Origin of the sequence: Arthrobacter sp. ZGTC131 (genome assembly GCF_002929275.1) — a bacterium.
In the GTDB taxonomy this organism is placed as follows: Bacteria; Actinomycetota; Actinomycetes; order Actinomycetales; family Micrococcaceae; genus Arthrobacter.
In genome coordinates this window covers 19,437-43,230 of the sequence record NZ_PJIK01000010.1, presented here as the reverse complement: position 1 = coordinate 43,230, position 23,794 = coordinate 19,437, and the positions used below count along the sequence as shown (strand labels likewise).

21 protein-coding genes are annotated in these 23,794 nt (G+C 67.2%); 9 read left to right on the top strand and 12 right to left on the bottom strand.

Annotated features, from left to right (window positions below; genetic code table 11):
• Entirely contained in the window at positions 1-411 is a 411-nt protein-coding gene (locus CXQ90_RS13420) for a helix-turn-helix transcriptional regulator (protein WP_104139808.1), read from the bottom strand.
• Between the two features lie 320 nt (positions 412-731).
• Between CXQ90_RS13420 and CXQ90_RS13415 the strand changes: the two genes are divergently transcribed.
• On the top strand, positions 732-1,076 hold the full coding sequence (locus CXQ90_RS13415; RefSeq protein WP_104139806.1) for a DUF1508 domain-containing protein: 345 nt from the start codon (positions 732-734) through the stop codon (positions 1,074-1,076).
• A 28-nt stretch (positions 1,077-1,104) separates the two neighbouring features.
• Positions 1,105-1,779 (top strand): PAS and ANTAR domain-containing protein, encoded by a 675-nt coding sequence (locus CXQ90_RS13410; protein ID WP_104139805.1) that lies wholly within the window; start codon positions 1,105-1,107, stop codon positions 1,777-1,779.
• A gap of 10 nt (positions 1,780-1,789) precedes the next feature.
• Here CXQ90_RS13410 and CXQ90_RS13405 read toward each other — a convergent pair whose 3' ends face one another.
• Positions 1,790-2,296 carry a MarR family winged helix-turn-helix transcriptional regulator gene (locus CXQ90_RS13405; RefSeq protein WP_104139803.1) on the bottom strand — a complete coding sequence of 169 codons (507 nt, stop codon included), beginning with the start codon at positions 2,294-2,296 and terminating at the stop codon, positions 1,790-1,792.
• Between the two features lie 3 nt (positions 2,297-2,299).
• Positions 2,300-4,075 (bottom strand): AMP-binding protein, encoded by a 1,776-nt coding sequence (locus CXQ90_RS13400; RefSeq protein ID WP_104139802.1) that lies wholly within the window; start codon positions 4,073-4,075, stop codon positions 2,300-2,302.
• Positions 4,076-4,215: 140 nt separating this feature from the next.
• Between CXQ90_RS13400 and CXQ90_RS13395 the strand changes: the two genes are divergently transcribed.
• Positions 4,216-5,427, top strand: coding sequence for an acyl-CoA dehydrogenase family protein (locus CXQ90_RS13395; protein WP_104139800.1), 1,212 nt, complete (start codon positions 4,216-4,218; stop codon positions 5,425-5,427).
• A 162-nt stretch (positions 5,428-5,589) separates the two neighbouring features.
• Here the strand turns inward: CXQ90_RS13395 and CXQ90_RS13390 are convergent, their stop codons facing one another.
• The 4 genes from CXQ90_RS13390 to CXQ90_RS13375 form a co-directional block, all read right to left on the bottom strand.
• A complete protein-coding gene (locus CXQ90_RS13390; RefSeq protein WP_104139799.1) occupies positions 5,590-6,171 on the bottom strand; it encodes a DinB family protein in 582 nt (193 codons plus the stop codon).
• 246 nt (positions 6,172-6,417) lie between these two features.
• Positions 6,418-6,621 carry a cold-shock protein gene (locus CXQ90_RS13385; RefSeq protein ID WP_013599688.1) on the bottom strand — a complete coding sequence of 68 codons (204 nt, stop codon included), beginning with the start codon at positions 6,619-6,621 and terminating at the stop codon, positions 6,418-6,420.
• A 276-nt stretch (positions 6,622-6,897) separates the two neighbouring features.
• Positions 6,898-9,846 (bottom strand): PEP/pyruvate-binding domain-containing protein, encoded by a 2,949-nt coding sequence (locus CXQ90_RS13380; protein WP_104139797.1) that lies wholly within the window; start codon positions 9,844-9,846, stop codon positions 6,898-6,900.
• A 46-nt stretch (positions 9,847-9,892) separates the two neighbouring features.
• Positions 9,893-10,213, bottom strand: a complete 321-nt coding sequence (locus CXQ90_RS13375; protein WP_104139796.1) for a hypothetical protein — start codon at positions 10,211-10,213, stop codon at positions 9,893-9,895.
• 219 nt (positions 10,214-10,432) lie between these two features.
• Between CXQ90_RS13375 and CXQ90_RS13370 the strand changes: the two genes are divergently transcribed.
• Both CXQ90_RS13370 and CXQ90_RS13365 read left to right on the top strand, forming a co-directional pair.
• Entirely contained in the window at positions 10,433-11,542 is a 1,110-nt protein-coding gene (locus CXQ90_RS13370) for a HupE/UreJ family protein (protein ID WP_104139794.1), read from the top strand.
• Complete coding sequence (locus CXQ90_RS13365; protein WP_104139793.1) at positions 11,539-15,189, top strand: PQQ-binding-like beta-propeller repeat protein; 3,651 nt, start codon at positions 11,539-11,541, stop codon at positions 15,187-15,189. The genes CXQ90_RS13370 and CXQ90_RS13365 overlap by 4 nt, the downstream gene beginning before the upstream one ends.
• Before the next feature lie 81 nt (positions 15,190-15,270).
• On the opposite strand, the gene CXQ90_RS13360 is transcribed toward CXQ90_RS13365, so the two are convergent.
• The 3 genes from CXQ90_RS13360 to CXQ90_RS13350 all read right to left on the bottom strand — a co-directional run bounded on the left by CXQ90_RS13360 (position 15,271) and on the right by CXQ90_RS13350 (position 18,394).
• A complete protein-coding gene (locus tag CXQ90_RS13360) occupies positions 15,271-16,326 on the bottom strand; it encodes a zinc-dependent alcohol dehydrogenase family protein (protein WP_104139791.1) in 1,056 nt (351 codons plus the stop codon).
• Between the two features lie 242 nt (positions 16,327-16,568).
• Positions 16,569-17,195: a response regulator transcription factor gene (locus CXQ90_RS13355; RefSeq protein WP_104139790.1), complete on the bottom strand. Its 627-nt coding sequence runs from the start codon at positions 17,193-17,195 to the stop codon at positions 16,569-16,571.
• Positions 17,192-18,394, bottom strand: a complete 1,203-nt coding sequence (locus tag CXQ90_RS13350; protein ID WP_258064530.1) for a sensor histidine kinase — start codon at positions 18,392-18,394, stop codon at positions 17,192-17,194. Before CXQ90_RS13350 ends, CXQ90_RS13355 begins: the two co-directional genes overlap by 4 nt.
• Positions 18,395-18,628: 234 nt before the next feature.
• On the opposite strand from CXQ90_RS13350, the gene CXQ90_RS13345 reads away from it, so the two are divergent.
• Positions 18,629-19,225, top strand: a complete 597-nt coding sequence (locus tag CXQ90_RS13345; protein ID WP_104139787.1) for a heme-binding protein — start codon at positions 18,629-18,631, stop codon at positions 19,223-19,225.
• Between the two features lie 124 nt (positions 19,226-19,349).
• Entirely contained in the window at positions 19,350-20,084 is a 735-nt protein-coding gene (locus CXQ90_RS13340; RefSeq protein WP_258064529.1) for an ankyrin repeat domain-containing protein, read from the top strand.
• Positions 20,085-20,190: 106 nt separating this feature from the next.
• Here CXQ90_RS13340 and CXQ90_RS13335 read toward each other — a convergent pair whose 3' ends face one another.
• Together CXQ90_RS13335 and CXQ90_RS13330 are read right to left on the bottom strand one after the other, a co-directional pair.
• The gene (locus tag CXQ90_RS13335) at positions 20,191-20,862 is read right to left on the bottom strand and encodes a CoA transferase subunit B (RefSeq protein WP_104139785.1); all 672 of its coding nucleotides are present in this window, start codon (positions 20,860-20,862) and stop codon (positions 20,191-20,193) included.
• A 58-nt stretch (positions 20,863-20,920) separates the two neighbouring features.
• Positions 20,921-21,649, bottom strand: coding sequence for a CoA transferase subunit A (locus CXQ90_RS13330; protein WP_104139784.1), 729 nt, complete (start codon positions 21,647-21,649; stop codon positions 20,921-20,923).
• Positions 21,650-21,847: 198 nt separating this feature from the next.
• Between CXQ90_RS13330 and CXQ90_RS13325 the strand changes: the two genes are divergently transcribed.
• The gene (locus CXQ90_RS13325) at positions 21,848-22,642 is read left to right on the top strand and encodes an IclR family transcriptional regulator (RefSeq protein ID WP_181038559.1); all 795 of its coding nucleotides are present in this window, start codon (positions 21,848-21,850) and stop codon (positions 22,640-22,642) included.
• A gap of 180 nt (positions 22,643-22,822) precedes the next feature.
• Positions 22,823-23,737 (top strand): NADP-dependent oxidoreductase, encoded by a 915-nt coding sequence (locus tag CXQ90_RS13320; RefSeq protein ID WP_104139781.1) that lies wholly within the window; start codon positions 22,823-22,825, stop codon positions 23,735-23,737.
• Positions 23,738-23,794 lie beyond the last annotated feature (57 nt).

Sequence of the window (23,794 nt, the reverse complement as noted above, 5' to 3'; positions counted from 1 at the left end):
CTAGAGAGCCGCGGATTGACGGCTGACGGCGCCGGCGGCCGCCAGTCCGACGACGGACGGCACCCTGCTGGGCTGGATGATGCTGGCCCGTGGATAACCGTTGGCCTGGAGGACGGTGCCCAGGAGTCCCCGCGCTGCACTGAGAACCCCACTCACGTCGGAGCAGGAGAGTTCGTAGAACAGGCGGCCGTCCTTCCGCGACGGGACGATCAAGCGCTGGCGTCGGAGGATGCCCAGGTGCTGGGAAAGGTTCGACGCCTCAAGGCCCGTCCCGTCCCGCAGGTGGCTCACCGCCACCGGTCCGTCAACCAGCATCTCCAGAATGAGGATCCGTGCCGGGTGACCCATGGATTTGAACAGCTCGGCCTTCACCTCTGTCTGGATCACGCCCTCTGGCATGTCATCCGTCATGGGATTCCTTCCGCTGCTTCCTGATTTCGGCGCCGAAAAATTGCACCTAGCTCCAAGTATAGAGACAGAACGGTCTGTCTCTGGCCGCATCCCAAGATTGGCTTCGCAATAAGTCGGCGCCGCGGCTGGCCGGCCGCACGGAGCCCGGCCATAACGCGGACACGCCTTGCCAAGACACCGTCGTTTAGTTCACAATTTCATAAATTCATCAATTCGAATTCCGGGAACATCTGCGGGGATACGGTGCGGAGAACTTCAACTGTCTCCGGTGACAATGACGTCGCCGGGGGCTGCGTGATCCCTGGATCCAGGAGGACTTTATGGCTGGCATGTTCGAACTTTTCATCGACACAGACGCTTCTTTTCGATTTCAGCTCACTGCACCGGACGGGACCGTGATGGCAGTCTCCCGAGCCTTCCCGAACAAGGCGGCTGCGGTGGAAGGCATCGCTGCCGTGCGCGAATACGCCGGCATGGGCCACGTGCGCGAGTTGGCGGATTCGGCCGCAGACCGCCGCGCCGCACATCAGCCGGCGGTGGCGCTGGGCGGAGCCAGGCGTAGCCTGCCGGCGCGCCCTGAGCTGCGTCCGGCCTGCAAGGATTCCGCCCCTGCCCTTTCGCTTGCCTCGCCCGTGGTCCGATATACCGCCGGTGCCCGCGGATGAGCGGGCAGGTGGCGCAGAAGATGGCCCGATGAACATGCCGAAGACCGTCCGTACCTACTCAAGTGCCCTCGGAGAGGCGGACTGCGCTGCCGGCACCTTCCGCTACGATGCCGCCACCCGGCGGCTGGACTGGTCGGATGAGCTCTACGCCCTGCATGGATACAGCCGGGGGGAGATCGTCCCGACTCTCGAGCTGCTCTTTTCGCATAAACACCCGGACGACAGGGAGCGCTGCCAGGACATTTTCGCCGCGGCCTGTGCCTCGGGAGGATACTTCTGCAGCTACCACCGCCTCATCGACGCCCGCCTGCGCGAACACCGCGTCCTGACGGCGGGGGAGGCGCTCATGGAGTCCGGAACCCTGGTGGCTGTTGACGGATTCATCATTGACCTCACAAGCACCCTGCACTGGGAAACGGAACGGGCGTCCCGGGAAGCCGTCGAAGGAGCCACCGGCACGCGGAGCACCATAGAGCAGGCCAAGGGAATCCTGATGGGGGCCCTGCGCATCGGCTCCGACGCCTCGTTCCACCTGCTCGCCACCTACAGCCAGCACACCAACATCAAAGTGGCCAGCACCGCCACGGACCTAGTGCAGCTTGCCAACAGTCCGCACCAGCACGCACTGCTGGACACCTTCATCGAAGAGCTTCGCCGCCCCTCCGGAGTCCCGACGGATAGGGACTCCGTCCCCGGCCGCTAGCCTCAGGCGGTCATTCGGAAAAGTCTCCGGCGCCCCGGCGGAAGTCACCCAGGATGCGGATGAGCTGGTTGACGTCACGGTCCGCGAAACCGGACTGGCTGAACACTTCGGTGTTGAGCACCGCCGTCGCGCTTTTCGCAAGAGTGCGCCCCTCCGCGGTGAGCTCGATCAGCGTGGTGCGCCCGTCCGTGGGGTGCGGTGAACGGACCACCAGTCCGGCCTTTTCAAGACGGTCGACGGCGTTGGTCACTGAGGTGGGATGGACCTGGAGGAGGGCGCTCGCCTTGTTCATGGGCAGCGCGCCGCTGCGGGCGAAGCTCAGCAGCGCCAGCAGCTCGTAACGGGCAAAGGTCAGGCCGAAGGGCTTCAGCGCTCCCTCGATCCGGGCCAGGAGGATCTGCTGCGTCCGCATGATGGCCGTGATGGCGGCCATGGGCGCGGCGACGTCCCCCCAGCCGTGGCGCTCCCAGTTGCGTTGTGCATCGGCAATGGGGTCACGGGGCAGCGGCGCGTTCATGGCTCAGCCCTGGCTTTTCAGGCCCGGGAAATCCGCTTCCGAATACTCCCGGCCGAGGCCAGCCTGAGTCGCGGCAAGGGACGCCGAAGTGCCGGACGCAGGTGCGCCGTTTGCGCCATGCCGGACCTCCTCGCTGTGCCGTAGCTCAACGCGCCGGATCTTGCCGGAAATGGTCTTCGGTAGCTCGGTAAATTCGATCCGGCGGATGCGCTTGAACGGGGCCAGGTGGTCGCGGCAGTAGCGCAGGATCTCCTCGGCCAGTTCCGGCCCGGGCTCATGGCCGGCCGCGAGCACCACGAACGCCTTGGGCACCGACAGCTTGAGCGGGTCGGGGGACGGGACCACGGCGGCCTCCGCCACGGCCGGATGCTCAATCAGAACACTCTCCAGCTCGAACGGGGACAGCCGGTAGTCGGAGGACTTGAAGACGTCGTCGCCGCGGCCCACGTACGTGATGATCCCTCGCTCGTCCCGGCTGGCCATGTCACCCGTGTGGTAGTAGCCGCCGCGGAAGGCGTCCGCCGTCTTGTCCGGATCGCCGTAGTAGGACTTCATCAGGCCCACGGGCCGCGGGTCCAGGCGCAAGCAGAGTTCGCCGTCGTCGGATTCCTCCCCGGTGGCAGGGTCAACAAGCACCACGTCGTAGCCCGGGAGCGGCTGGCCCATGGCGCCGATCTTCACCGGCTGGCCGGGCGTGTTGGCCACCTGCACGGTGGTCTCAGTCTGGCCGAAGCCGTCGCGGATGGTCTGGCCCCAGGCGCGCTGGACCTGCCCGATCACCTCGGCGTTGAGCGGCTCGCCGGCGGACACCACCTTGGTGGGCGGGTTTTTCAGGAGCCCGAGGTCAGCTTGGATGAGCATCCGCCAGACAGTGGGCGGGGCGCAGAAGCTGGTGACCTTCTCACGGTCCATCTGTTCCATCAGGGCTCGGGCATCGAACCGCTCGTAGTTGTAGACGAACACGCAGGCCTCCGCAATCCACGGGGTAAACACGTTGGACCAGGCGTGCTTGGCCCAGCCCGGGGATGCCACGTTGAGGTGCACGTCGCCCGGCTCCAGACCGATCCAGTACATCGTGGACAGGTGCCCCACGGGATAGGACGTGTGGGTGTGCTCCACGAGCTTGGCCTTGGACGTGGTGCCCGAGGTGAAATACAGGAGCAGCGTTTCGTCGGACGTGGTCGGGGCGTCCGTGGTGAAGTCCGCCGGGGCTGCCGCTGACTCCGCGTAGCGGGCGGCGCCCGGCGCCGCTTCTGCGGCGGAAGCTCCGCCGTCGGAGATTTCAATGAGCTTGTAATCTCCTGGAACCCCGGCGAACTTGCCGATGTTGGAACTTCCGACGGCGGCCCAGCCCGCTTCGCCGCGCTCCACGCGGTCCTTCAGGTCGGCCGGGCCCATGAGCGTGGTGGTAGGGAAGAGCACGATGCCGAGCTTGATGCCGGCCAGCATGAGCTCCCACAGCTCCACTTGGTTGCCCAGCATGATGATCATGCGGTCCCCGCGTTTCACGCCCTGGCCGCGGAGCCAGTTGGCCACCTGGTTTGAGCGCGCCGACAACTCGGCGAAGCTGCGGCGCGTCGCCGAGCCGTCCTGCTCCACGATCACCAGCGCCGGATTGTCTGCTGTGGCCGGATCGGCGGCAATGGCGTCGAACCAGTCGAGCGCGAAGTTGAACTCCGCCAGCCGGGGCCACTCGAAGGTGCTCCTCGCCTGGCCGTAGTCATGGCGCAGGGCGAGCAGTTGGTCGCGTGCTGCACGGAAGTCGTCGGTGACTGTCATGGGGCACCTTTCGCCTTTGGAAACCACGTCCTAGTGATCCACATCACTGTGCAATATACTAGGACATCCAAGGGTTTGGAAGAGCGAAGGGACTTATGCCCGTGCAGCCACAAAGACGTGACAGCGGACAACCAGCAGGAATGGAGGCGGTGAGTGCTGCCGCCGGTGCAGGCCCGGAGCAGGAGAACCCCGCGCCGCCTTTTCCGGACGCGGACCTGATGTACATCGCGGACCTGCTGTCTGCCGATGAGCGGCGGCGCTACCTCGACACCAGGGAATTCCTGCAGTCCCGGGTACGCGCCCAGTCCATCGACTACTGGAACCGCGAGGAGTTCCCGTTCGGGCTCCTGGCGGAGATGGGAAAGCGCGGGCTCGGCGGGCTGCAGACGGACGGCACATCCAAGCTGTTCAAGGGCCTCATGTACGTGGAAGTGGCCCGCGCCGACGTGTCGCTGTCAGCACTGGTGGGCATCCACAACGAGCTCATCGTGGGCATGATCAACGAGCTTGGCTCCGAGGACCAAAAGCGGCGCTGGCTTCCCGGCCTCACCGCTTTCACGCAGCTGGGGGCCTTTGCGCTCACCGAGCCGGACCACGGCTCGGACATCGCCGGCGGCCTGGCGACCACTGCCCGGCTCGAGAACGGCGAATGGGTGATCAGCGGGGCCAAGCGGTGGATCGGCGCCGGCACCATTGCGGACTTTGCCCTGGTGTGGGCCCGGGACGTGGCCGATCATCAGATCAAGGGCTTCATCGTGGAAACGGACCGGCCCGGTTACGCCGCCACGAAGATCGCCAACAAGATCGGGCTGCGGATCATGCAGAACGCGGACATCGTGCTCGACGACGTCCGGATCCCGGAGGCAAACCTGCTCCCCGGCGCCACCGATTTCTCCAAGGCCAACGAGCTCCTGCGCGACTCGCGTGCCTGGGTGGGCTGGCAAGGTGCCGGAATCCAGCTGGCCGCGTTCGACGTCGCCCGTTCCTACTCACTGCAGCGCAAGCAATTCGGCAGGGAACTGGCCCGCTTCCAGCTCATCCAGCAGCAGCTGGCCGAGATCCTGGGCAACGCGTCCGCGTCGCTGGCGCTGATGGTTCAGCTGGCCCGGATCCAGGAGGACGGCAAGCTGGAAATGGCACAGGCTGCCATGGCCAAGGCCACCACCACCAGGCTGGCACGCGCCTCGGTGGCCATGGGACGTTCCCTGTTGGGCGGCAACGGCATCAGCAGTGACTTCGAGATGGGCAAACTGTTCGGTGACGCCGAGATCCTGTACACCTACGAGGGCAGCTACGAGATCAACTCGCTGATCGTCGCCCGGGCCATGACGGGGAAATCGGCCTTCGTGTAGGGCCGTGCGCGCGGGGGTGCGGCACGTTCGGCGTGCGTTCCGCGCAAATTTGCACCACTCTCCGGCGGAGACTGGTGCTTGGGGACTGAAATTCCGCGGTCTGGCAGGGGCTGGCCGCGGGGTTGTGGCGGCAAAGCGGTGCAGAAAGGCCGTGGTTTCGGCTTAGCGGGCACCGGCTTCGTGGGCCGCGGCTTCAAGCCGGGCAAAATGTGCGGTCTTCTCGGCGTCGTTCCGCGCCGGGAGGTTGGGGTCGTTGGGGCCCTGCCCTGCGGCGCCGTCGATGAGTTCGCGGAGGATGTCGGCGTGCCCGAGGTGCTGGGCCGTCTCGGCGCACATGTGCACCAGGATCTGCTGCAGGGTGACGTGCTTGCGTTCCTCGGGCCACCACGGGACCACGCCCGGAGCGTCGAGCGCAAGGGCCTCGATGGTGGCATCGCTGTGCTCCGCCGAGAAACGGTGCAGGGCGATGATGTCGGCCCGGGTCTCTGCGGGCGTCGCCCACATATCCGCATCCGGCTCGGCGTTGTCGTCGAGCCATGGCAGGTCCCGGTCGCTCGGGCGTCCGAAGACCTCACCCAAGTAGCCAAGCTCCACGCTGGCGACGTGCTTCACGAGGCCAAGGAGATTGGTGCCAGTTGGCGTCATGGGGCGGCGGACGGCGTACTCGTCCAGCCCGTCGAGCTTCGCGAGGAGCTGGGCCCGGCGCGTCTTCAAATAGCGGTGCAGAATCGCTTTGTCATCCATAGCGGGCACTATACCGAGGTAGCTTGGGCACGGGTCGGCCATAGCTACCGGCAGGCGCCGGAAAATGCAGCAGTTCTGCCCCACTTTGTCCCGCAATCTGGGTGCGCAGCCCTCGATTAGCGGGCCTCCGAGGGCTTGGCGACGCTGAAACAGGTGCAGAAATGCGCCGGATCGGCCGGCCAAGGCCGAGGAGGGCAAAGAACTCCCCTGTTCGCGCTCAGCACGGACAGGGGAGTTCTTAAGCCGTTACAGCGGGCGAATGTTCTCTGCCTGCGGGCCCTTGGGACCCTGGGTCACATCGAATTCGACTTTCTGGTTTTCGTCCAGGGAGCGGTAGCCGCTGCTGGCAATTGCCGAGTAGTGGGCGAAAACATCTGCTGATCCGTCATCCGGAGCGATGAAGCCAAAACCCTTTTCGGCGTTGAACCATTTAACTGTGCCTGTTGCCATTACTACTACTTCCTTTGTAACCCTTTTCTGGTCCTGCTCCGACGGCAGGCAGATGCGGAGATGTTTTCCGCTGTCTCAAACCTAGGGGGCGTTCGCTGGGCGTGCAATAGCTGACGTCATCAACTGTCCCTCCTGTAACGGCGGATTTTCTCCACAAAGCTCCGGCGGCAGTCGCTTTGCTGGACTTCGGCCGGGGCGGATTTGAAGACATCCGGACCCGAAATGGCGGATTCCGCGATCCTGCCGGAGGACGCCCGGCCCTGCCAAAACGCACTTCTAAGGACCGGACTGCGTATCGGTCCCGACGCCGGTCACGGCCCCGCCGTCGGTTGCGGTCTCAACGGCAGTGACGGTTCCGGCAGCTCCGTCCACGACGACGGTCTGGCCGGTGCGCAGCCGGGTGGTGGCGTCCGGCACGCCGACGACGGCGGGGATGCCGTATTCACGGGCCACCACGGCGCCGTGCGAGATGACCCCGCCCATCTCCATCACCAGGGCGCCGGCCGTCAGGAAAAGCGGCGTCCAGCCGGGATCCGTTGAGGGCGCCACCAAGATTTCCCCCGGTTCGAGGTGCGCACCCACCGGATCAAGGATCACCCTGACCCGGCCCGCGGCAGTGCCGGCCGACGCCGGCGTGCCAATGAGGGCGCCGGAGGCCGCAGCCGCACTGGCGACCGCGGCCTCGACGTCCGTGCCGTCGGAGAGCAGGAGCCGCGGTATGCGCTTCCGCCGAAGTTCCGCATCGTAGATCCGACGGCGCTCGGCAACGATTCCCTTCAGCTCGCCGCCACGCAGGCCCACCCGGACCTCGTCGAAGGTCAGGAAAAAGACGTCGTCTGCCGCCCCAAGGGTGCCAGCCCTGGCCAGCTCGGCGCCGACGACCGCGAGTTGCTTGTGCACTTCGGCAAGGACGGTCACCACATAGAATTTGGGAAGTTCGCGCAGGCCCGCCAGCTGCCGCGTCCGGTGCAGGCAAACAGCCAGGAGGCGTCCGCGCAACGGGCTCACGGCCCCGGCCCGTGCCACGAGGCTGCGGATCTTGTCCTCCGCATGGTCAGCGGCCCGGTCGAACTGCCGGTCCGGGGCCTGCTCGGGATCCTCCACCCGCAGGTAGTTGGAAATCATCCCCAGAATGTGGCCCGGCTTCTCGGACCACCGCGGCATGCCGAGGTCGATCTCAGCCACGGCTCGGTGGCCGTACCGTTCCAGGAAGCGGCGCACGCCGGCCTGGGCCACCGGCGGCAGCGCCCCGGCGGCATAGCTGACAGCCAGCTCGTCGGGACGCCTGCCCAGGAATGCCTCCCGCGAGGCGCCGTCGTCGCGGACGGAAACTGCCAGGCTCCACAGGTCAAGGTCCATTTCGGTGGTCACGTTGTGGGGGAGTCCGCGCAGGACGGCCTCCAGCTCCCGGGGTTCGGCCACTCCCCGGAGAAGCCAGCGGGCCAGTCCCAGCATGGCGTATCCGGCGGCCGGTGCCGGCAGCGTTGCCCGGATCAGGCCGTCCACCGTGCGGCCCGGGACGTTCTGGGCGTGGTCCAGCCGCCCGAACAGGGTGGCTGGTTCGGTCAGGCCCAGGTCTGCCTCCAGCCGCTTTCCGAAGCGCAGAGCCCTGCGTAGCTCGGCCTTCGGCCGGACGGCGGCTCTGATCAACGAGGGGACAAGCCAAACCATCGTGGCGAGGCCTGCCGTGCCGTCCCTGCGGCGCCCGTCCGATGCCCGAAGTTCGGACCGCCGGGACTGCTCCTTCGTGCGGCCGAACCTCGGGTCCTCGAAGAGCGCAGGCAAAACAGAAGCCAATCTCCCGTCCGCCAGGGGGAGCCACTTCAACAGCATCCGGCGGCCGGACTCTGTGCGAAGCGCAGGTGTCAGGTCCGCGTACATGCGCAGCCCGGGGTTGACATAGGCGTAAGGTGACCTGCGGTTCCCCAGGCTTTCCATGGCTGAGAGACCCATCGGCGTGAGGGGACGCGTCAGCCCCTGCAGCAGGGTGCCGCACAGATACACGCGGGTTTCAGCAGCCGGCGACGATTCCAACCCGAAAGGCCTGGCGGACGATGGATCAGGCAGGGGGTACAGCGTGGTGATTGGCCGTGACTGGGTCAGCCAGATTTTGCCGCCCGCGTCGATGACCCATTCCACGTCCTGCGGTTCCCCGAAGTGCTCTTGGGCGGCCGCTCCCAACGATGTCAGTTCGCGGAGCTGGGCACCGGAAAGGACAAGGCTGTCTGCGCCTGCGCCTGTTCCGCCTCCGCTTGTTCTTACGTCGCCTGGTCTGGGATCGCCGGTTCCGGAACCGCCTCGTCCCGGGCTGGATTCCCGGATCCTTCCCGTGGCCGTCTCCACCACGAAATGGTCCGGCGTGACGGCCCCTGAAACCACGGCCGCCCCGGGCCCGGCGCTCGCATCGATGACCGTCTCGCCACGTGTGCCGGTGACAGGGTTTGCGGTGAACAGCACGCCGGCGGTGGCAGCGCCTACAACGTGCTGGACGACGACGGCGAGCCCGACGTCGCTATGGCGGATTCCGTTGGCCGAGCGGTATGCAACTGCCCGGTCCGTCCAGAGGGAGGCCCAGCAGCGCCGGACTGCCTCAATCACGGCGTCGGCCCCGACGACATCGAGGAAGGAATCCTGTTGTCCGGCGAAGCTGGCGAAGGGCAGATCCTCGGCCGTGGCGGAGGATCGAACCGCGACGGCGGGCGACGTTCCGATATCAGGTGACATACCGCCGTCGGGCGGCCCGTCAATCGAGCGGGTGCTCGCGGCGGGAACGGGCGCGTTGCCCATGGCGGCGTAGGCCCTGCGGATGGCAGCCTCCACCTGGGGCGGGACCGGCGCCGTTCCCACGAGCTCCCGTGCGCGACTCGCGATCTCGCGCTGTGCGGTTTCGTGCTGTGCAATTTCCCGCTGGGCACTCTCCCGCGGGGGCTCGTTGCCGGATCCACTCTCGCTGGCCGGCGCCTCACCGATGCGCCCTGCTCCGGCCGCCAGGCCGTCGAACGTGGCGGCCAAGCCGTCCAGCCGGGCAGCCAGCTCGCCCAACTCGGGTGGAACCGCCATCCTGTAGGCGGCCGTGGTCAGACAGAACCCCGCCGGCACCGGGAAGCCGGCAGTGGCGAGCCTGCCAAGATTCAGGGCTTTTCCGCCCACGAGCGGCAGCGGCGCCGAACCCAACCGGCCGAGTTCCAGCACGAGGTCAGCCGTTCCGCTCTCCGGAGGGCCCATGTCCTGCGCCTCGCTTCGGGTCAGCTTAGCTCGCCTCGTTTCCGGGCTACGCGGCGGGGTCCGGCCCCTGACCGGTGTCCTCCCACATCACGTCGAGATTGCGGAATATCGGGGGACCGTCACACAGGGCGGCCATCTTGGCGGCAAAATCCGACGTTTCCGGCCGGTTGGAGTTCTCCATCGCTGATTCATAGGAGTCGAATTCCACGATGGTGAAGTACTTTCCGGGCCGGTCGCGGTCCGCTGTGGCGATAATGCGGCGGAACGTCGGGGCAGTGGCTCCCTCGGTTCTTGACGGCCGGCCCAGCTGCTCGATCTCCTCGATGCGGGAAGTCTGGAATTCGATGATCTGCACAAACCCGGCCATGACGGCTCCTCGACGGCGGCGGTGGAAGCTGATGCGGATCACCGTAGACCCGGTGCCGTGGCACACGCAAGATCCCGGTGGGGACGGATGGCTGCCAAGGCTCGCCACGCCGCATGGCCGTTTGCCGGCAGGCTGCAGTTAACTGTTCATTCACCGCCCGGTCGGCGGCCTCGTGTGCACTGGGGAACGCCCGTTCCTGCGCACGAATAGAGCTTCCCCATGTTCTCCCTGCGGTCACTGCTGCGCCCCGGCGCCGGAGTCCTCCTCCTGATGTCTTTCCTGCTGGGCTGCGGTGTCCTGCCGGCTTCCGCCCACGTCCGCGACTCCACCGGGTATTCGGACATCAAAGCCGACGGCGGGACAGTGTCCTATTCGCTCAGCCTCGAGTACGAAATGCTGGCCCGCGCCGTCGATCTGGGCCCCGAGGCCCTGGCTGCCCCGGACGACAGCGCGCGGGCCGGCATGCTGGACTCGGGCAAGGACAACATTGAGGCCTATCTGGCGGAGCGGGTGTCGGTCTTCGTGGACGGCGCGGCATGCGAGCCTGCCCTGGCGGACACTGCCGCCGTGGCCCGCGACGGCGTTCCGTTCGCCCGCTTGGACCTGACGTACAGCTGCCCTGGCGATTCCGGCTCATACGTCATCAAGTACCGGGTCTTCACCGCCGAGGACGCGGCAGCAGATGACCATTCCAACATCGTCAGCTACCGGCTTGGCGGTCAGACCGGGCAGACGGTCCTGGACAGCAGCAACACGGAATTCACAGTGGGACAGGGCTCCTTCGCCGCCTCAACCGCGCGATTCGGAGCCATGGGCGTGGAACACATTCTGTCCGGGCTGGACCACGTGCTCTTCGTTGTGGCGCTGGTCCTCGGCGCCGCCAACCTGCGCAACCTGCTGTCCGTGGTGTCCATGTTCACCTTGGCGCACAGCGTGACCCTCATTGGCGCTCTCCTGGGCTGGGTCAGCGTCCCCGCCATCATCGTGGAGCCGCTGATCGCGTTATCCATTGCCTTTGTCGCCCTCGAAAACCTGCTTGGACCCACACGCCGCCGCCTTCCTGTGGTCTTTGTCTTCGGCCTGCTGCACGGACTCGGGTTTGCGGGGTCGCTGCGCGTCACCGACGACGTCAGCTGGAACCTGGTGGCATCGCTGCTCAGCTTCAACGTCGGAATCGAGGCCGGGCAGGCGCTCCTGCTGCTCGTCGCCTTCCCCTTGATCCTGCTCGTACGCCGGACCCGCTGGTCGGTGCCGGTGCTGCGTGGGGCGACCATTGCGGTCGCAGCTTTTGGTCTCCTCTGGTTCATTGAAAGGTTCTTCCTCGCATGAAATCCGAATCCCCGGAACCGGTTCCCCTACCCGGCGCCGGACGCAACCGGTTACGCCTGGCCCTCTATGCCAGCACAATCGCCCTTGGCGGCCTCGTCATCGCGGCCCCTGTAAGCTCCGCGGTGGGTGAGGCAATCGACCCACCGTCCGCCGCCATTTCCGGCACGGTCTTCGAAGACCGCAACGGCAATGACGCCCTCGATTCCGGCGAGCCCGTCCTCGCGGGTGTCTCGGTTTCCGACGGCGCCACACTCGCCGTGACCGACGCCAACGGCCGCTACCGCCTGGAAACACCGGTTGAGCGGCGCAAGACGGATATCGTCTTCGTGACTCAGCCCGCCGGATACTCCGTGGGCACCGACGAATTCATGGTGCCCCGCTTCTACCGCAGTCTTGGATCTCTGACCGCGGATGAGAAGAAGACAGCCGACTTCGGGCTGACCAAGGACACCAAAGCAGCAGGCAGCAACTTCACCTTCGGCAACATCGCCGATCCGCACGTCAATGCGCAACTGTCGGAGCAGATCCAGGAAATCAACGCCACCGGGCAGGATCTGGGCTTCATCCAAGTGAGCGGCGACCTGACCAACAACGCCACCGATGCTGAATTCAACAACTACAAGGCAGCGACGGCACTTTCCAAGGTTCCGGTGTGGCCGGCGGTGGGCAACCACGAGTATGCGTCCGGCACCGGCTACGCCAACAGGATCAACAACTACCGCAACCACGTTGGCCCGGAGTGGTACTCCTTCGACTACGGGGACCGCCACTTCATCGTCCTGGAGAACAACGGCAGCGCCCCGTTCGACGAACAGCTGGCGTGGGCAAAAGAGGACCTGGCGAAGAACCTTGGAGACAAGAAGCTGGTGGTCCTGACACACCAGCCCATGAACGTTCCCTTCGGCTCGCAGAACATCTATGACCAGTACGGCCAGCTCCTGGAGCAGTACAAAGCGCAGCTGATCCTGGTGGGTCATGAGCACTCCAACGATGTCGAGCCGGACAGCGCTTTCGCGGGCACGGCCAAGCACGTCCAGACCACGTCGAGCTCGTATTCGATCGACAACTCCCCTCGCGGCTTCCGGTACGTGTCCATGACCGACGAAGCCTTCGAGAATCCGTTCCGGATGTACGGTGCGGAAAAGGACCTCACCATCACCAGCCCGGCGGACGGCAGCAGCGTGCCGCTGGACGGATTCCCCGGCATTCAGGCCAACGCCTATGACACCACGGACGCGCCCGTAAAGGCCCAGTTCAGGGTCGACGGCGGCAACTGGCGGCCGTTGAAGGCCACCGGCGAGTTCACGTGGCACTCCGTCCTGCAGGCGGACCAACGCACGCCGGGGAAGCACACGGTCGAGGTCCAGGCCACCGACGCCTCCGGGGCGTCCTGGAACAAGTCATCCACATTCACCTTCACCACAGAAAAGGCGATCATTCCGACCAAGGGTGCGGACTGGTCCCAGCACCATGGGAACGCCGCGCACTCGGGAGTTGCATCCGACAAGATCCAGGCCGGCCAGCGACTCGCGTGGTCCTACCGCACGGAAGGGACGTTCCTGACCGGCTCCCCGGTCATCGTTGACGGCGTCGTCTATGCCGGCACGCGTGATGAAAACGGCGACGGCAACAGCGCGGTGCACGCGGTGGACCAGGCCACCGGCAAACAGCTTTGGACCTACAAGGTGCCGTCCTCTGTCCACGGCAGCATTGCCGTCTCGGACGGCTTGGTATTCGTCCCCACCCTTCGAGGCACCCTGTTCGCCGTCGACAGCACTACGGGCGCGCTGAAGTGGAAGCACGATCCCGAGCCTGCTCCGCAGGGCTACAACCAGCGCACCTACGGGTACTACGGTGTGACGGTTGCCGACGGAAAGGTTCTCTACCCGTACCAGACCCGCCACGGCGAAGCCAGCCAGGGACTGCTGATCGCCCTCGACCTGAAGACCGGCAACCGTGTCTGGGCCTCCCCGATGAGCGGCAGCACCATGAGTGACGGCACCCCCGCCGTAGCGGACGGCCGCGTCTACGTAGGCAACCAGACTGCGGACCGTGTCATGGCCTACGACCTCGCCACCGGCAAGGCCTTGTGGACCGGTGCAGCCACCCTGGGCGGCTGGCAGGACGGCATCCCGGCGGCCGGCAACGGCCGCGTCTATATCGGATCCGGCAACGGCATCATCGCCCGGGACGGCGCCACGGGCCAGACCCTGTGGACGTACAGGAGCCCGCACCCCTCCCTGGTGAACGGCAACGCCACCCCCGCCGCGCCCACGGTTGCGGGAAACACCATCTACATGGGCTTCCCGTCCGGCGCGGTGACAGCCCTGGACGCCAGCAGCGGCGCCGTGCTCTGGGACCGGCTGCTGCCGGGCAAGCAGTACCGCGGAGGCGTGCACGCGTCGCCGGCACTGAGCGGCGACTCCCTGTTCGTCGGTTCCAACAACGGCAACTTCTACGCCCTGGACGCCGGAACCGGGCAGCCGCTGTGGCAGCACAACATTGGCACCTGGGTCGCCGGAGGACCTGCCGTCAGCGGCAACACCGTCGTGGCAGGAGCCCTGGACGGAAACCTCTACGCCTACACGCCGGGCGGCCAGGCAGCCCAGCGCTGGGCCTCAGTCTCCGGTACGGTCACCAACACCGCCAGCGGCCAGCCCGCAGGCGGAATCGGCGTCCAAGTGATGCGTGACGGCGCATTGGCTGGCACCACCACCACTGCCGCGGACGGCACCTACCGCCTCGGCCTGGAGAACGGTCCCGGCGCGTACACCGTTCAGGCAGCCAAGCTCGGCTTCGCCGCTGCGTCCAAGCAGGTCGTGGTCGCGGCCGGCCAGTCACCGGTGGTTGATCTCGCGCTCGGTCCGGTAAATGTCGATGCCAGCACGGGCAAGGTGCTCACCGGTGCCTTGGCCGAGGCCGGAGTCCAGGACATCGTCATCGAGAACCGGAAGCTGGCGCTGGCCATCTCCAAGGTCTTCAACGATCCGCAACTGGACCAGTCGACGGCGGGCAAACCCCTGGACATGGCAATCACCGGGCAGCCGGACATGCTGGACTGGATCAACCTGCCCTATGTCGCCACAGCTGAGCCCTCCGGCGGCAACGCCTGGGCGCAGAACCAGGTGCGAACCGAGTCAGTCGAAATTGTCGAGAACACCGGTGACCGGGCTGTAGTCCGGGCCACCGGGACTTCGGCCGAGCACCCGGGCCTTGAGGTCGTCACCACGTACTCGGCGAACGCCGATGACCAATGGATCACCGCCAAGTCCGAATTCCGGAACACCACGTCCGCGGCGCTGGAGCTCTGGGTCGGCGACGCCATGGACCATGACGGAACCGGACAGCGCAGCGGCGTGGCCGGACACCCGGTGATCAACACCGGCACCGCGGCGAGCTACACGCCGTCGGGCCGGTGGGTAGGCCAAACCGGAACGGGCAGCGACCAGCAGACCTACGGGCTGATCTACACGCCGGAGAGCGGAACGTTCACCGGGTATGGCTTCCGCAACTGGGTCATGAGCAAGTTCCAGGTGCAGATACCCGCCGGCGGCACTCATGTTCTGGACCGCAGGGTTGTGGCTGCTCCCAACGGTGGAGCGGAAAACCCGTTCGCCGTGATGGATCAGCTGGCGGCGCAGCAGTAGGCGCGAGCCACCACGGAGGGTGCAGGACCAGCCGGTCCTGCACCCTTCCGCGTTAACCCGCCGTGCTCCCGCGGCCGCCGCCTACGGCGTCAGCAGCACCTTGATGGCGCGGCGCTCGTCCATCGCCTTGTAGGCCTCGGGCGCCTCCTCCAGCGGCATTTCGACGTCGAACACCCGCCCTGGGTTGATGGTTCCCGCGAGGACGTCGGCCAGCAGTTCCGGGATGTACGTCCGGGCCGGAGCCATGCCGCCGGCAACCGTAACGTTGTTGTCGAACAGGTAGCGCAGCGGAATCTCAGCGCCTCCGGTCGGAACTCCCACGAATCCCAGGGCGCCGCCGGGGCGTACGGAATGCAGGGCCTGTTCCATGGACTCCTTGGTACCCACGCACTCGAGCACGGAGTCGGCCAGCACGCCGCCGAGCAGTTCACGGACCCTCTCGACGCCGTCGTTCCCGCGCTCCTCCACGATGTCCGTTGCACCGAACTCGCGGGCGATGGCCTGCCTGTCGGCGTGGCGGGACATGGCAATGATCCGCTCGGCCCCGAGCCGCTTCGCTGCCAGGACACCGCAGAGCCCCACGGCGCCGTCACCGACTACAACAACAGTCCGGCCAGGGGAGACGCCGGCGCTGAGCGCGGCATGATGCCCGGTGGCCATGACGTCCGACAAGGTCAGGAGGCTGTTCCGGAGCGCGGCATCGGGCCCACCCACATCGGGAACCTTGACCAGGGTGGATTCCGCCAGCGGAACGCGCACCGCCTCGCCCTGGCCGCCGTCGATCCTGAACCCTGAATCATCCTTGCCGCCCCAGCCGGCGAGCCGGTCGCAGGCGACGGTGACGCCGTTCAGGCACTGCGGGCACTTGCCGCAGCTGACCACGAAGGGGGCGATCACGAAGTCGCCCTCCTTGAGCGCTGTCACTTCGGACCCGGCGCTCTCCACGATGCCGATGAACTCATGGCCGATCGCGGCGGGCCGGCGCGTCGGCTTCACCCCCCGGTACGGCCACAGGTCCGAGCCGCAGACACAGGACGCCGTCACCTTGACCACCACGTCGGTGGGCAGCTGGACCACGGGGTAGTCCCGGTCCTCCACCCTGATGTCTCCGGGGCCGTGGATGATGGTGGCGCGCATGGCCGCTCCTGTCGTGGGTTCGGGTGGTTGGTTCGGGTGACTGGTTAGGGGCGCCGGCGGGCGTGCATCGAGTCTAGCCCCGCGGCTCGTCACCGTCCCGACCCTGTTTCGCGGCGGAGCTGCCGCGACACGCACCTCCCGCGGTGTGTTGCCCACGCTGGCCGGCCGAAAAGGGTCGCGACGGCGGAAGGTCGCGACGGCGGAAGGTCGCGACGGCGCAGGGCAGGCCGGGGAGCGCGGGTTCAGCGCATCCCCTCGCGGCGAATGGCGGTGGCAATGGCCGCGGCCCGGGTTTCCACCCCGAGCTTGGCATAGATATGGGCGAGGTGGGTCTTGACCGTCGCCTCGGAGATGAACAGCCGCTGGCCGAGCTCCCGGTTGCTGAGCCCCTCCGTGAGCAGGCTCAGCAGCTCGGCCTCCCGCGGGGTCAGCACCTCGTCCGGATTGCGCAGCTGCTGAAACAGCCTGGACGCCACCGGCGCGCTCATCACGCTCTTGCCCTGAACGGCCCCGCGGACGGCCGCGAAGATCTCCTCCGGCGCGGCGTCCTTGAGGAGGTAGCCCATGGCGCCGGCGTCCACGGCCCGGACGATGTCGGCGTCGGAATCGTAGGTGGTGAACACCAGGACGGCCTGCCGGCGGTTGCGCTCGCGGAGCTTTCGGATGGCCTCGATCCCGTCCATGCCGGTGCCCATGGCCAGGTCCATCACCACGACGGCGGGGGAGTGCTCCTCCACGGCGGTCAGTGCTTCCTCGCCGGAGGATGCCTCTGCCACCACTTCGATGTCCGGCTGGGTGCCGAGCAGGGCCTTGAGCCCGCTGCGGACCACGAGATGATCGTCCACTAGGAGGACGGTAATGGCACTCATTCTTCTCCCCTGACCGGCAGCTGGGCGGCCACGATCGTTCCCTCGCCGGGCGTGCTCTCGACGGAGAAAGCGCCGCCGAGCTGCTCCACGCGCTGCCGCATGGCCCGGAGCCCGTAACCTCCGGCGTCCGACGGCGGTGCTACCGCCGCCGGATCGAAGCCGGCGCCGTCGTCGTAAATATCCAGGGTGACGGCCTCCGGGAGGAAACCCAGGGTGATGGTGGCGTTCGCCGCTGAGGCATGGAGCTTGATGTTGGCTGCGGCGCTCTGCACCACCCGGAGCAGCGTGTGGCGGACCTCGGCGGGGACGGGACGGGGTTCGCCGGTCACCAGCAGCCTGGCGTCCGGGACGTATTGCGAGGCCGCCTGCAGCAGGGCATCCGGCAGCGGAGAGGCATCGAGCCCGGGGGACGCCAGTTCATGGACCAGGCTGCGGGTATCGGACAGGTTGCGCCGGAGCAGTTCGCTGGCCTGGCGGAGGTCCTGCCGGGAGGCCGGGTCCGGCCAGGCTCGGTTGGCCGCTTCGAGCAGGAGCAGGCTGCTGGCGAGGCCCTGCGTGACGGTGTCGTGGATTTCGCGGGAGACGCGTTCGCGCTCGGCGATGGTTCCTGCACGGCGCTCGCTGGCCGCCAGCTGCCCCTGGGCGAGCGACACCTCGGCGTGCAGGCGGCGCTGCTCGGCGGCGTCGTGTTCGATGCGGTCGTAGATCAGCGTCAGCAACACGCCGACGGCGAGCGGTCCCAGCAGCATGGCGAGATCGGTGCCGTCGCTGAGCCGGAACAGCCCGACGGCGGTGGCGGCAGCCGTCCCGCCGGCCGCAATGTACGCCACGGCGCCCGTGAAGGCCGTGCGGCAGAGGAAGAAGAGCGCGAACGAACACCAGGCGAAGCTCGGGGCGGAAATGACCAGCACTGCCCAGACCGCTACGAGGACGAACATCCAGACTGCCCATGGGCGCCGGCGCTGGGCCAGCACGGCGATGACGGCGTAGAGGGCGCACGCGACGGCCGCCAAACCCAGGACCAGGAGGTTGTCCTGCGGGCTGTGCCGCATCACATAACGCACGGCGGAGGCGACTATCAGCACCGTGAATCCCAAGTGGACGGCGGCGTCAATGCGGCCCAGCCGGCCACTGCCCGGCGATGCGGGCGGCCGGGCGGGCAATGTTTCCGGGGATGCGGCTGGGGCTGAGGAGGGCATTGGTTCCGGTTCCGGTGGTTGAAGTGCTAACCACCATGCTATTGCCCGCGCCGTTTCTGGTCTCTCAGCCTTTTGGCTGATCCGGCCCACCAGAAGAACGAAGCCGGTCCACCTGAAGGCCCGATGTGCCTCGTTCGGGCGGACGGCACGATGGACATGTAGCCGTTCAGGCCGTCCGAGTTTCAAGCCAGGTTTTACAGGCCCATCTTTCAGGCCCAGTTGAGGAGAACCACCGTGAAGAAGTCCCAGAAGATTTTTGCCGCCGCAGCAGCAGGGGCGGTCGTGCTGACCGCGGGCGCCACAGCCTTCGCCAATGCCGGGCCAGCTCCGGCGTCGGCGGCACCGCTAGCCGCGCCGGCTGCCGTACCGGCCGCGGTGCCGGCCACGGACATCCAGCCGGTGCCCGAAAGCGTCGTGTCGCAGAACAGGATCAGCGTGGGCGCATCGGCTAAGGCAGTCGGCGCCGCGCTGGCCAAGTGCCAGGCGGACAAGCTGCCGTTCGTGACCGTTGCCCTCGTGGACCGGTTCGGCACGGTGCAGGCCATCCTGCGCGGCGACAACGCGGCCGAGCACACCATCGAGTCCGCTAAGCAGAAGGCCTACACCGCTGCCGCCTTCGGCGCGCCCACGAGTGAGCTGGCGAAGCGCATCACCGGCAATGGTCCCAGCATCGCCGATCTTCCGGGCACGCTTTACCTGCCCGGCGGCGTCCCGCTCAAGGTGAACGGCGTCTCCGTGGCCGGCATCGGAGTGGGCGGCGCCCCCAACGGCAAGCTTGACGAGGCCTGCGCAGTGGCCGGCGCCGAGGCGATTGCCGGAACCGCGAAGTAGGCTCTGGTCCATGGCAAGGTGCAGATCCGGGACAGAGTGCAACCCCAGGACAGAGTGCAACCCCAGGACAGGTCGCAACCCCGGCGGCTGGCGTTCCACCGCCGCGATTAGGCTGCTGGGGCTCGTGTCCCTGGCTGCGCTGCTGGCGGCGTGCGAGCCCGGTTCCCCGTCTGCCGGCGGACCGGAGTCGGGGGGTGCGTCCGGCAACAGTGCCGCTGCACCGACGTCCTCATCTGCAGCGGCTGCTGCACCGCCGGCCACAACCCGCCCCGCTACCACCAGCCCCGGCGCCGCCGGCCCCAGCACCCCAACGCCCGGTGTTTCCAGCCCCGCGCAGTCCCGCCCGGCGTTGGCCCCAGAGGCCCAGAGGAGGCTGGACCAGCAGCTGATTCTGGCCGCCAAAGCCAATGACGCGGCCCTTGTTAGGAAACTGATCCGGGACGGCGGGAACGTGAACGCCAAGGACGCCATCCAGGATTCCGCTTTCCTGTACGCGGGGGCTGAAGGGTTCAACGATGTCCTGCGGCTGACCCTGGCCAACGGTGCGGACGTTTCCAGCACCAACCGTTTCGGTGGAACCGCCCTGATTCCCGCCTCCGAGCACGGCCACGTGGAGACCGTCCGGATCCTCATCGCCGCCGGCGTGCCGGTCAATCACGTGAACAACCTCGGCTGGACCGCCATGCAGGAAGCCATCCTGCTGAACGACGGCGGGCCGAACCAGCAGGAAGTGGTCCGGCAGCTGCTCGCCGCCGGCGCCGATCCCAACATCCGGGATCCGCAGGGCCGGACAGCCTTGGAGAACGCGGAACGGCTGGGCTTTACCGAGATCGCCGCCCTCATCCGAGCCCGGGGCTGACCAGGCATCTCTGACTGCCGGGTTTCCCCATGTTTGGCGGCGTGTCCGGGCGCATTACCCGGACACGCCGTGGGCTGCCCTCAAAGGTGGGGAAATTCCGACGGGACTAGGCGGTTTCCTGGAGCTGCTCAAGGGCAACCCTGAACTCCGCCTCGGTCATTTCCCGGATTTCCTCGACGGTGACGCCCGGGGCGAGGCGGGTCAGCGTGAGGCGCCGAACGCCGTCGTCCGCTTTTTCCAGGTCAAACACCGCGAGGTCGCTGATGATCCGGTCCACCACGCTCAGGCCGGTGAGCGGGAGGGTGCATTCCTTGACGATCTTGGCCGTGCCGTCCTTGGCGTTGTGATCGGTGAGGACCACCACCCGGGGCGTGCCGGCGACGAGGTCCATGGCACCGCCCATGCCCTTGACCATCTTTCCGGGAATGGTCCAGTTAGCGAGGTCTCCGGCGCCGGAAACCTGCATGGCGCCGAGGATGGCCACCTTCACATGCCCGCCGCGGATCATGCCGAAGGACGTGGCGGAATCGAAGATGCTGCCGCCGGGAAGGACCGTGACCGTCTGCTTGCCGGCGTTGATGAGGTCCGCATCCTCCTCGCCCTCATACGGGAAGGGGCCCATGCCGAGCAGCCCGTTTTCACTCTGCAGCACTACGCGGACGCCGTCGCGAAGGTTGTTGGCCACGAGCGTCGGAATGCCGATGCCCAGGTTGACGTAATCGCCGTCGTTCAGTTCTTCGGCCGCGATGGCAGCCATCTCATCCCTGGTCCAGGCCATGGGGTTCTCCTCGGGTTTTAGGGGGCTTAAGTGTTCGTTCGCGCTTGGTGTGGCGCGGCTAAACGGGAGCTGCTGCGGAGGCGAGCTCAGCACGCTGGCGGACCGTGCGCTGCTCGATGTCCTTGGCCCGGCCGCTGGCCAGGACCAGGCGCTGGACGTACACGCCGGGCGTCACGATGCGGTTGGGGTCCAGCGAGCCGGGGTCCACGATCACCTCGGCCTCGGCGATGGTGACGGCTCCCGCAGTGGCCACCACCGGGTTGAAGTTCCGTGCAGTGTAGCGGTAGATCAGGTTGCCGTCGGTATCGGCGGTGTGCGCGTGGACCAGGGCGACGTCGGCCCGGATGGCGCGCTCCTGGACGTACGTTTCGCCGTCGAACTCCGCGAGCGGCTTGCCTTCAGCGACGAGCGTGCCCACGCCGGTCTTGGTGTAGAACGCCGGGATGCCGGCGCCGCCGGCACGCAGCCGCTCGGCCAGCGTGCCCTGCGGGGTGAACTCCACCTCGAGCAGCCCGGCCAGGTACTGCTCGGCGAACAGCTTGTTCTCGCCCACATAGGACGCGATGACCTTCTTTACCTGGCCGGCCTCGATCAGGATGCCGAGGCCCTTGCCGTCGACGCCCATGTTGTTGGACACCACCGTGAGGCCGCGGACGCCGGAGTCCCGGACGGCCTCGATCAGGTCAGCGGGGATGCCGCTGAGGCCAAAGCCGCCGACGGCGACAGTCATGCCGTCCCGCAGGACGTCGTTCAGCGCCTGGGCAGCGCCGGATTTCAGCTTGGTCATCGCATCTCCTCGTTGAGCCGTGTGCGCGTAAATCACTTGGGGGTGTGTCTGTCCACTTAGTGGACGGAGCGTCTGATCATGGAGCCTAGGGTCCGGGGATGCGTGCTGTCAACGGTAACGTTCTTCCCAAATTTGCCGTCTATTACAGTGTGGGCGGTAGCCTATCAGGTATCCATATTGTGGACACTGAGGAGAATTGTGAACCAGACCCCAGTCCAGGGTGCCCAGGTGGTCAGCCGCATTGCCGGGCTCCTGCGCATCGTGGGGCGCCAGCCGGAAGGCAGTCCGCTCGTCGAGCTGGTGCGGGAATCCGGCCTCACGCGCCCCACCGTCCACCGGCTTCTGGCGTCACTGGCCTCGGAGGGCCTCCTCGACCATGACCCCCGCAGCGGAAACTGGGTCCTGGGGCCCGAGATCCTGCTCATGGGAGCGGTGGCTTCAGCGCGGTTCCCGCTGGAGGACATCGCCCGGCCCAGCCTTCGCCGGCTCGCCGAGGAAACCGGCGAAAGCGCCTTCTTTTCCATCCGCCGGGGCGCCGAGACCGTGTGCCTGCTGCGGGAGGAGGGCAGCTTCCCGGTCCGGTCGTTTGTGCTGCATGAGGGCGTCCGGTTTCCGCTGGGCGTGGCGTCGGCAGGCACCGCGATCCTGGCCTTCCTGCCCGAAGACGAGCAGGAGCAGATCCTCTCGGACTGGTCCGAGCACGCCGGGGATTTCGCCGGACGGCACACGGAAAGCGTGGTCAGGGCCAACCTGCGGCAGACGCGCCGCACCGGATATTCGGTAAACCCCGGGCTGGTGCTCGAAGGAAGCTGGGGGATGGGGGCGGCGGTTTTTGACCAAGCGGGCCGGCCTGCGTGGGCGCTGTCCCTGACCGGCATCGAACCCCGATTCCGCGAAGACCGGCAGGAGCTCCTTGGCCGGCTCCTGCTGGAGGAGGCCCACCGGCTCACGGTCCAGCTCAGCGCACCGGGCCGGGACCGGCGGCGGCACTGACGGCAGCGCCTGGGGCGGCACTGACGGCGGCGTCGGGACGGTGCCGTGGCGGCACTGACGGCGGCGGGCAGGCCGGACCCCAGCCCCCTGGCCGACTGTTGTGGTGCCCGCATCGCCGTGCCTAGGCTTGCAGTCAGGCCCTGCCCCAGAGCCCTGGACACCACCGAAGGAGCCAGCGCCATGAGCACAAGGATCTACTTTGAGGAATACGGCAGCTCGCAGGTCCTCAAGGTGGGAACCGAGGAGTTGCCGGAGCCCGGCGAGGGTCAGGTCCTGGTGGAGTTCCGTGCTGTGAGCGTCAATCCCATCGACTGGAGACTCGTCGCGGGCCACCTGAAGCAATGGTCTCCGCTTGAGCTGCCGGCTGTGCCGGGCTGCGAGGCGGCCGGCGTGGTCGCCGCGGTCGGGCCCGCGTTCGAAGGATTCGGCGTGGGCGACGAAGTCATTTGGAACGGCTTGATCGGCGGCTACCGGACGGAGGCGCTGGTGCCCGCTGACCAGCTGACACCGTTGCCGGCGGGAGTCGATTTCGAGCAGGCAGCGTGCCTTCCGGTGGCCGGCGGGACGGCGTACTCGGCCCTGAAGCAGCTGGAACTCGGCGCCGAGGACACCGTTCTTATCCATGCGGCCGCCGGAGGCGTGGGTTCGGCAGCGGTGCAGATCGCCCAGGCTTTCGGCGCGCGGGTAATCGGCACGGCATCCGAGGCGAATCAGGAGTACCTCAGGGAGCTGGGAGCGGAACCCGTAACGTATGGCCCCGGGCTGGCCGACAGGGTGCGACTGCTGACAGATGGGGCCGAAAGCGTCACGGCCGTGCTGGACACCGTGGGCAGCGACGATTCAGTGGCCGCGACGGCGGAACTGCTTCAAGGCGGCAGCCGCGCGGTGACCACCGTCCCCGGGAAGCGGTCGTCCGAGGCCGGGCTGGCGGCCGTCCGTCAGCTGGAGGGCCGCATCGTGGAGGCGGCAACGCTCGCGGCCGAAGGCCAGCTCACCTTCACCATTGCCCACCGGATGCCGCTGATCGAGGCGGCCGAGGCGCTGGAGATCAGCCGGGCCGGCCACGGCCGCGGCAAGATCGTGCTGCTGCCCTAGGCCGGCAGCAGCCGTGAAACCGGCAGCAGCCGTGAGGCCGGTTTTCAGGCAAAGTGT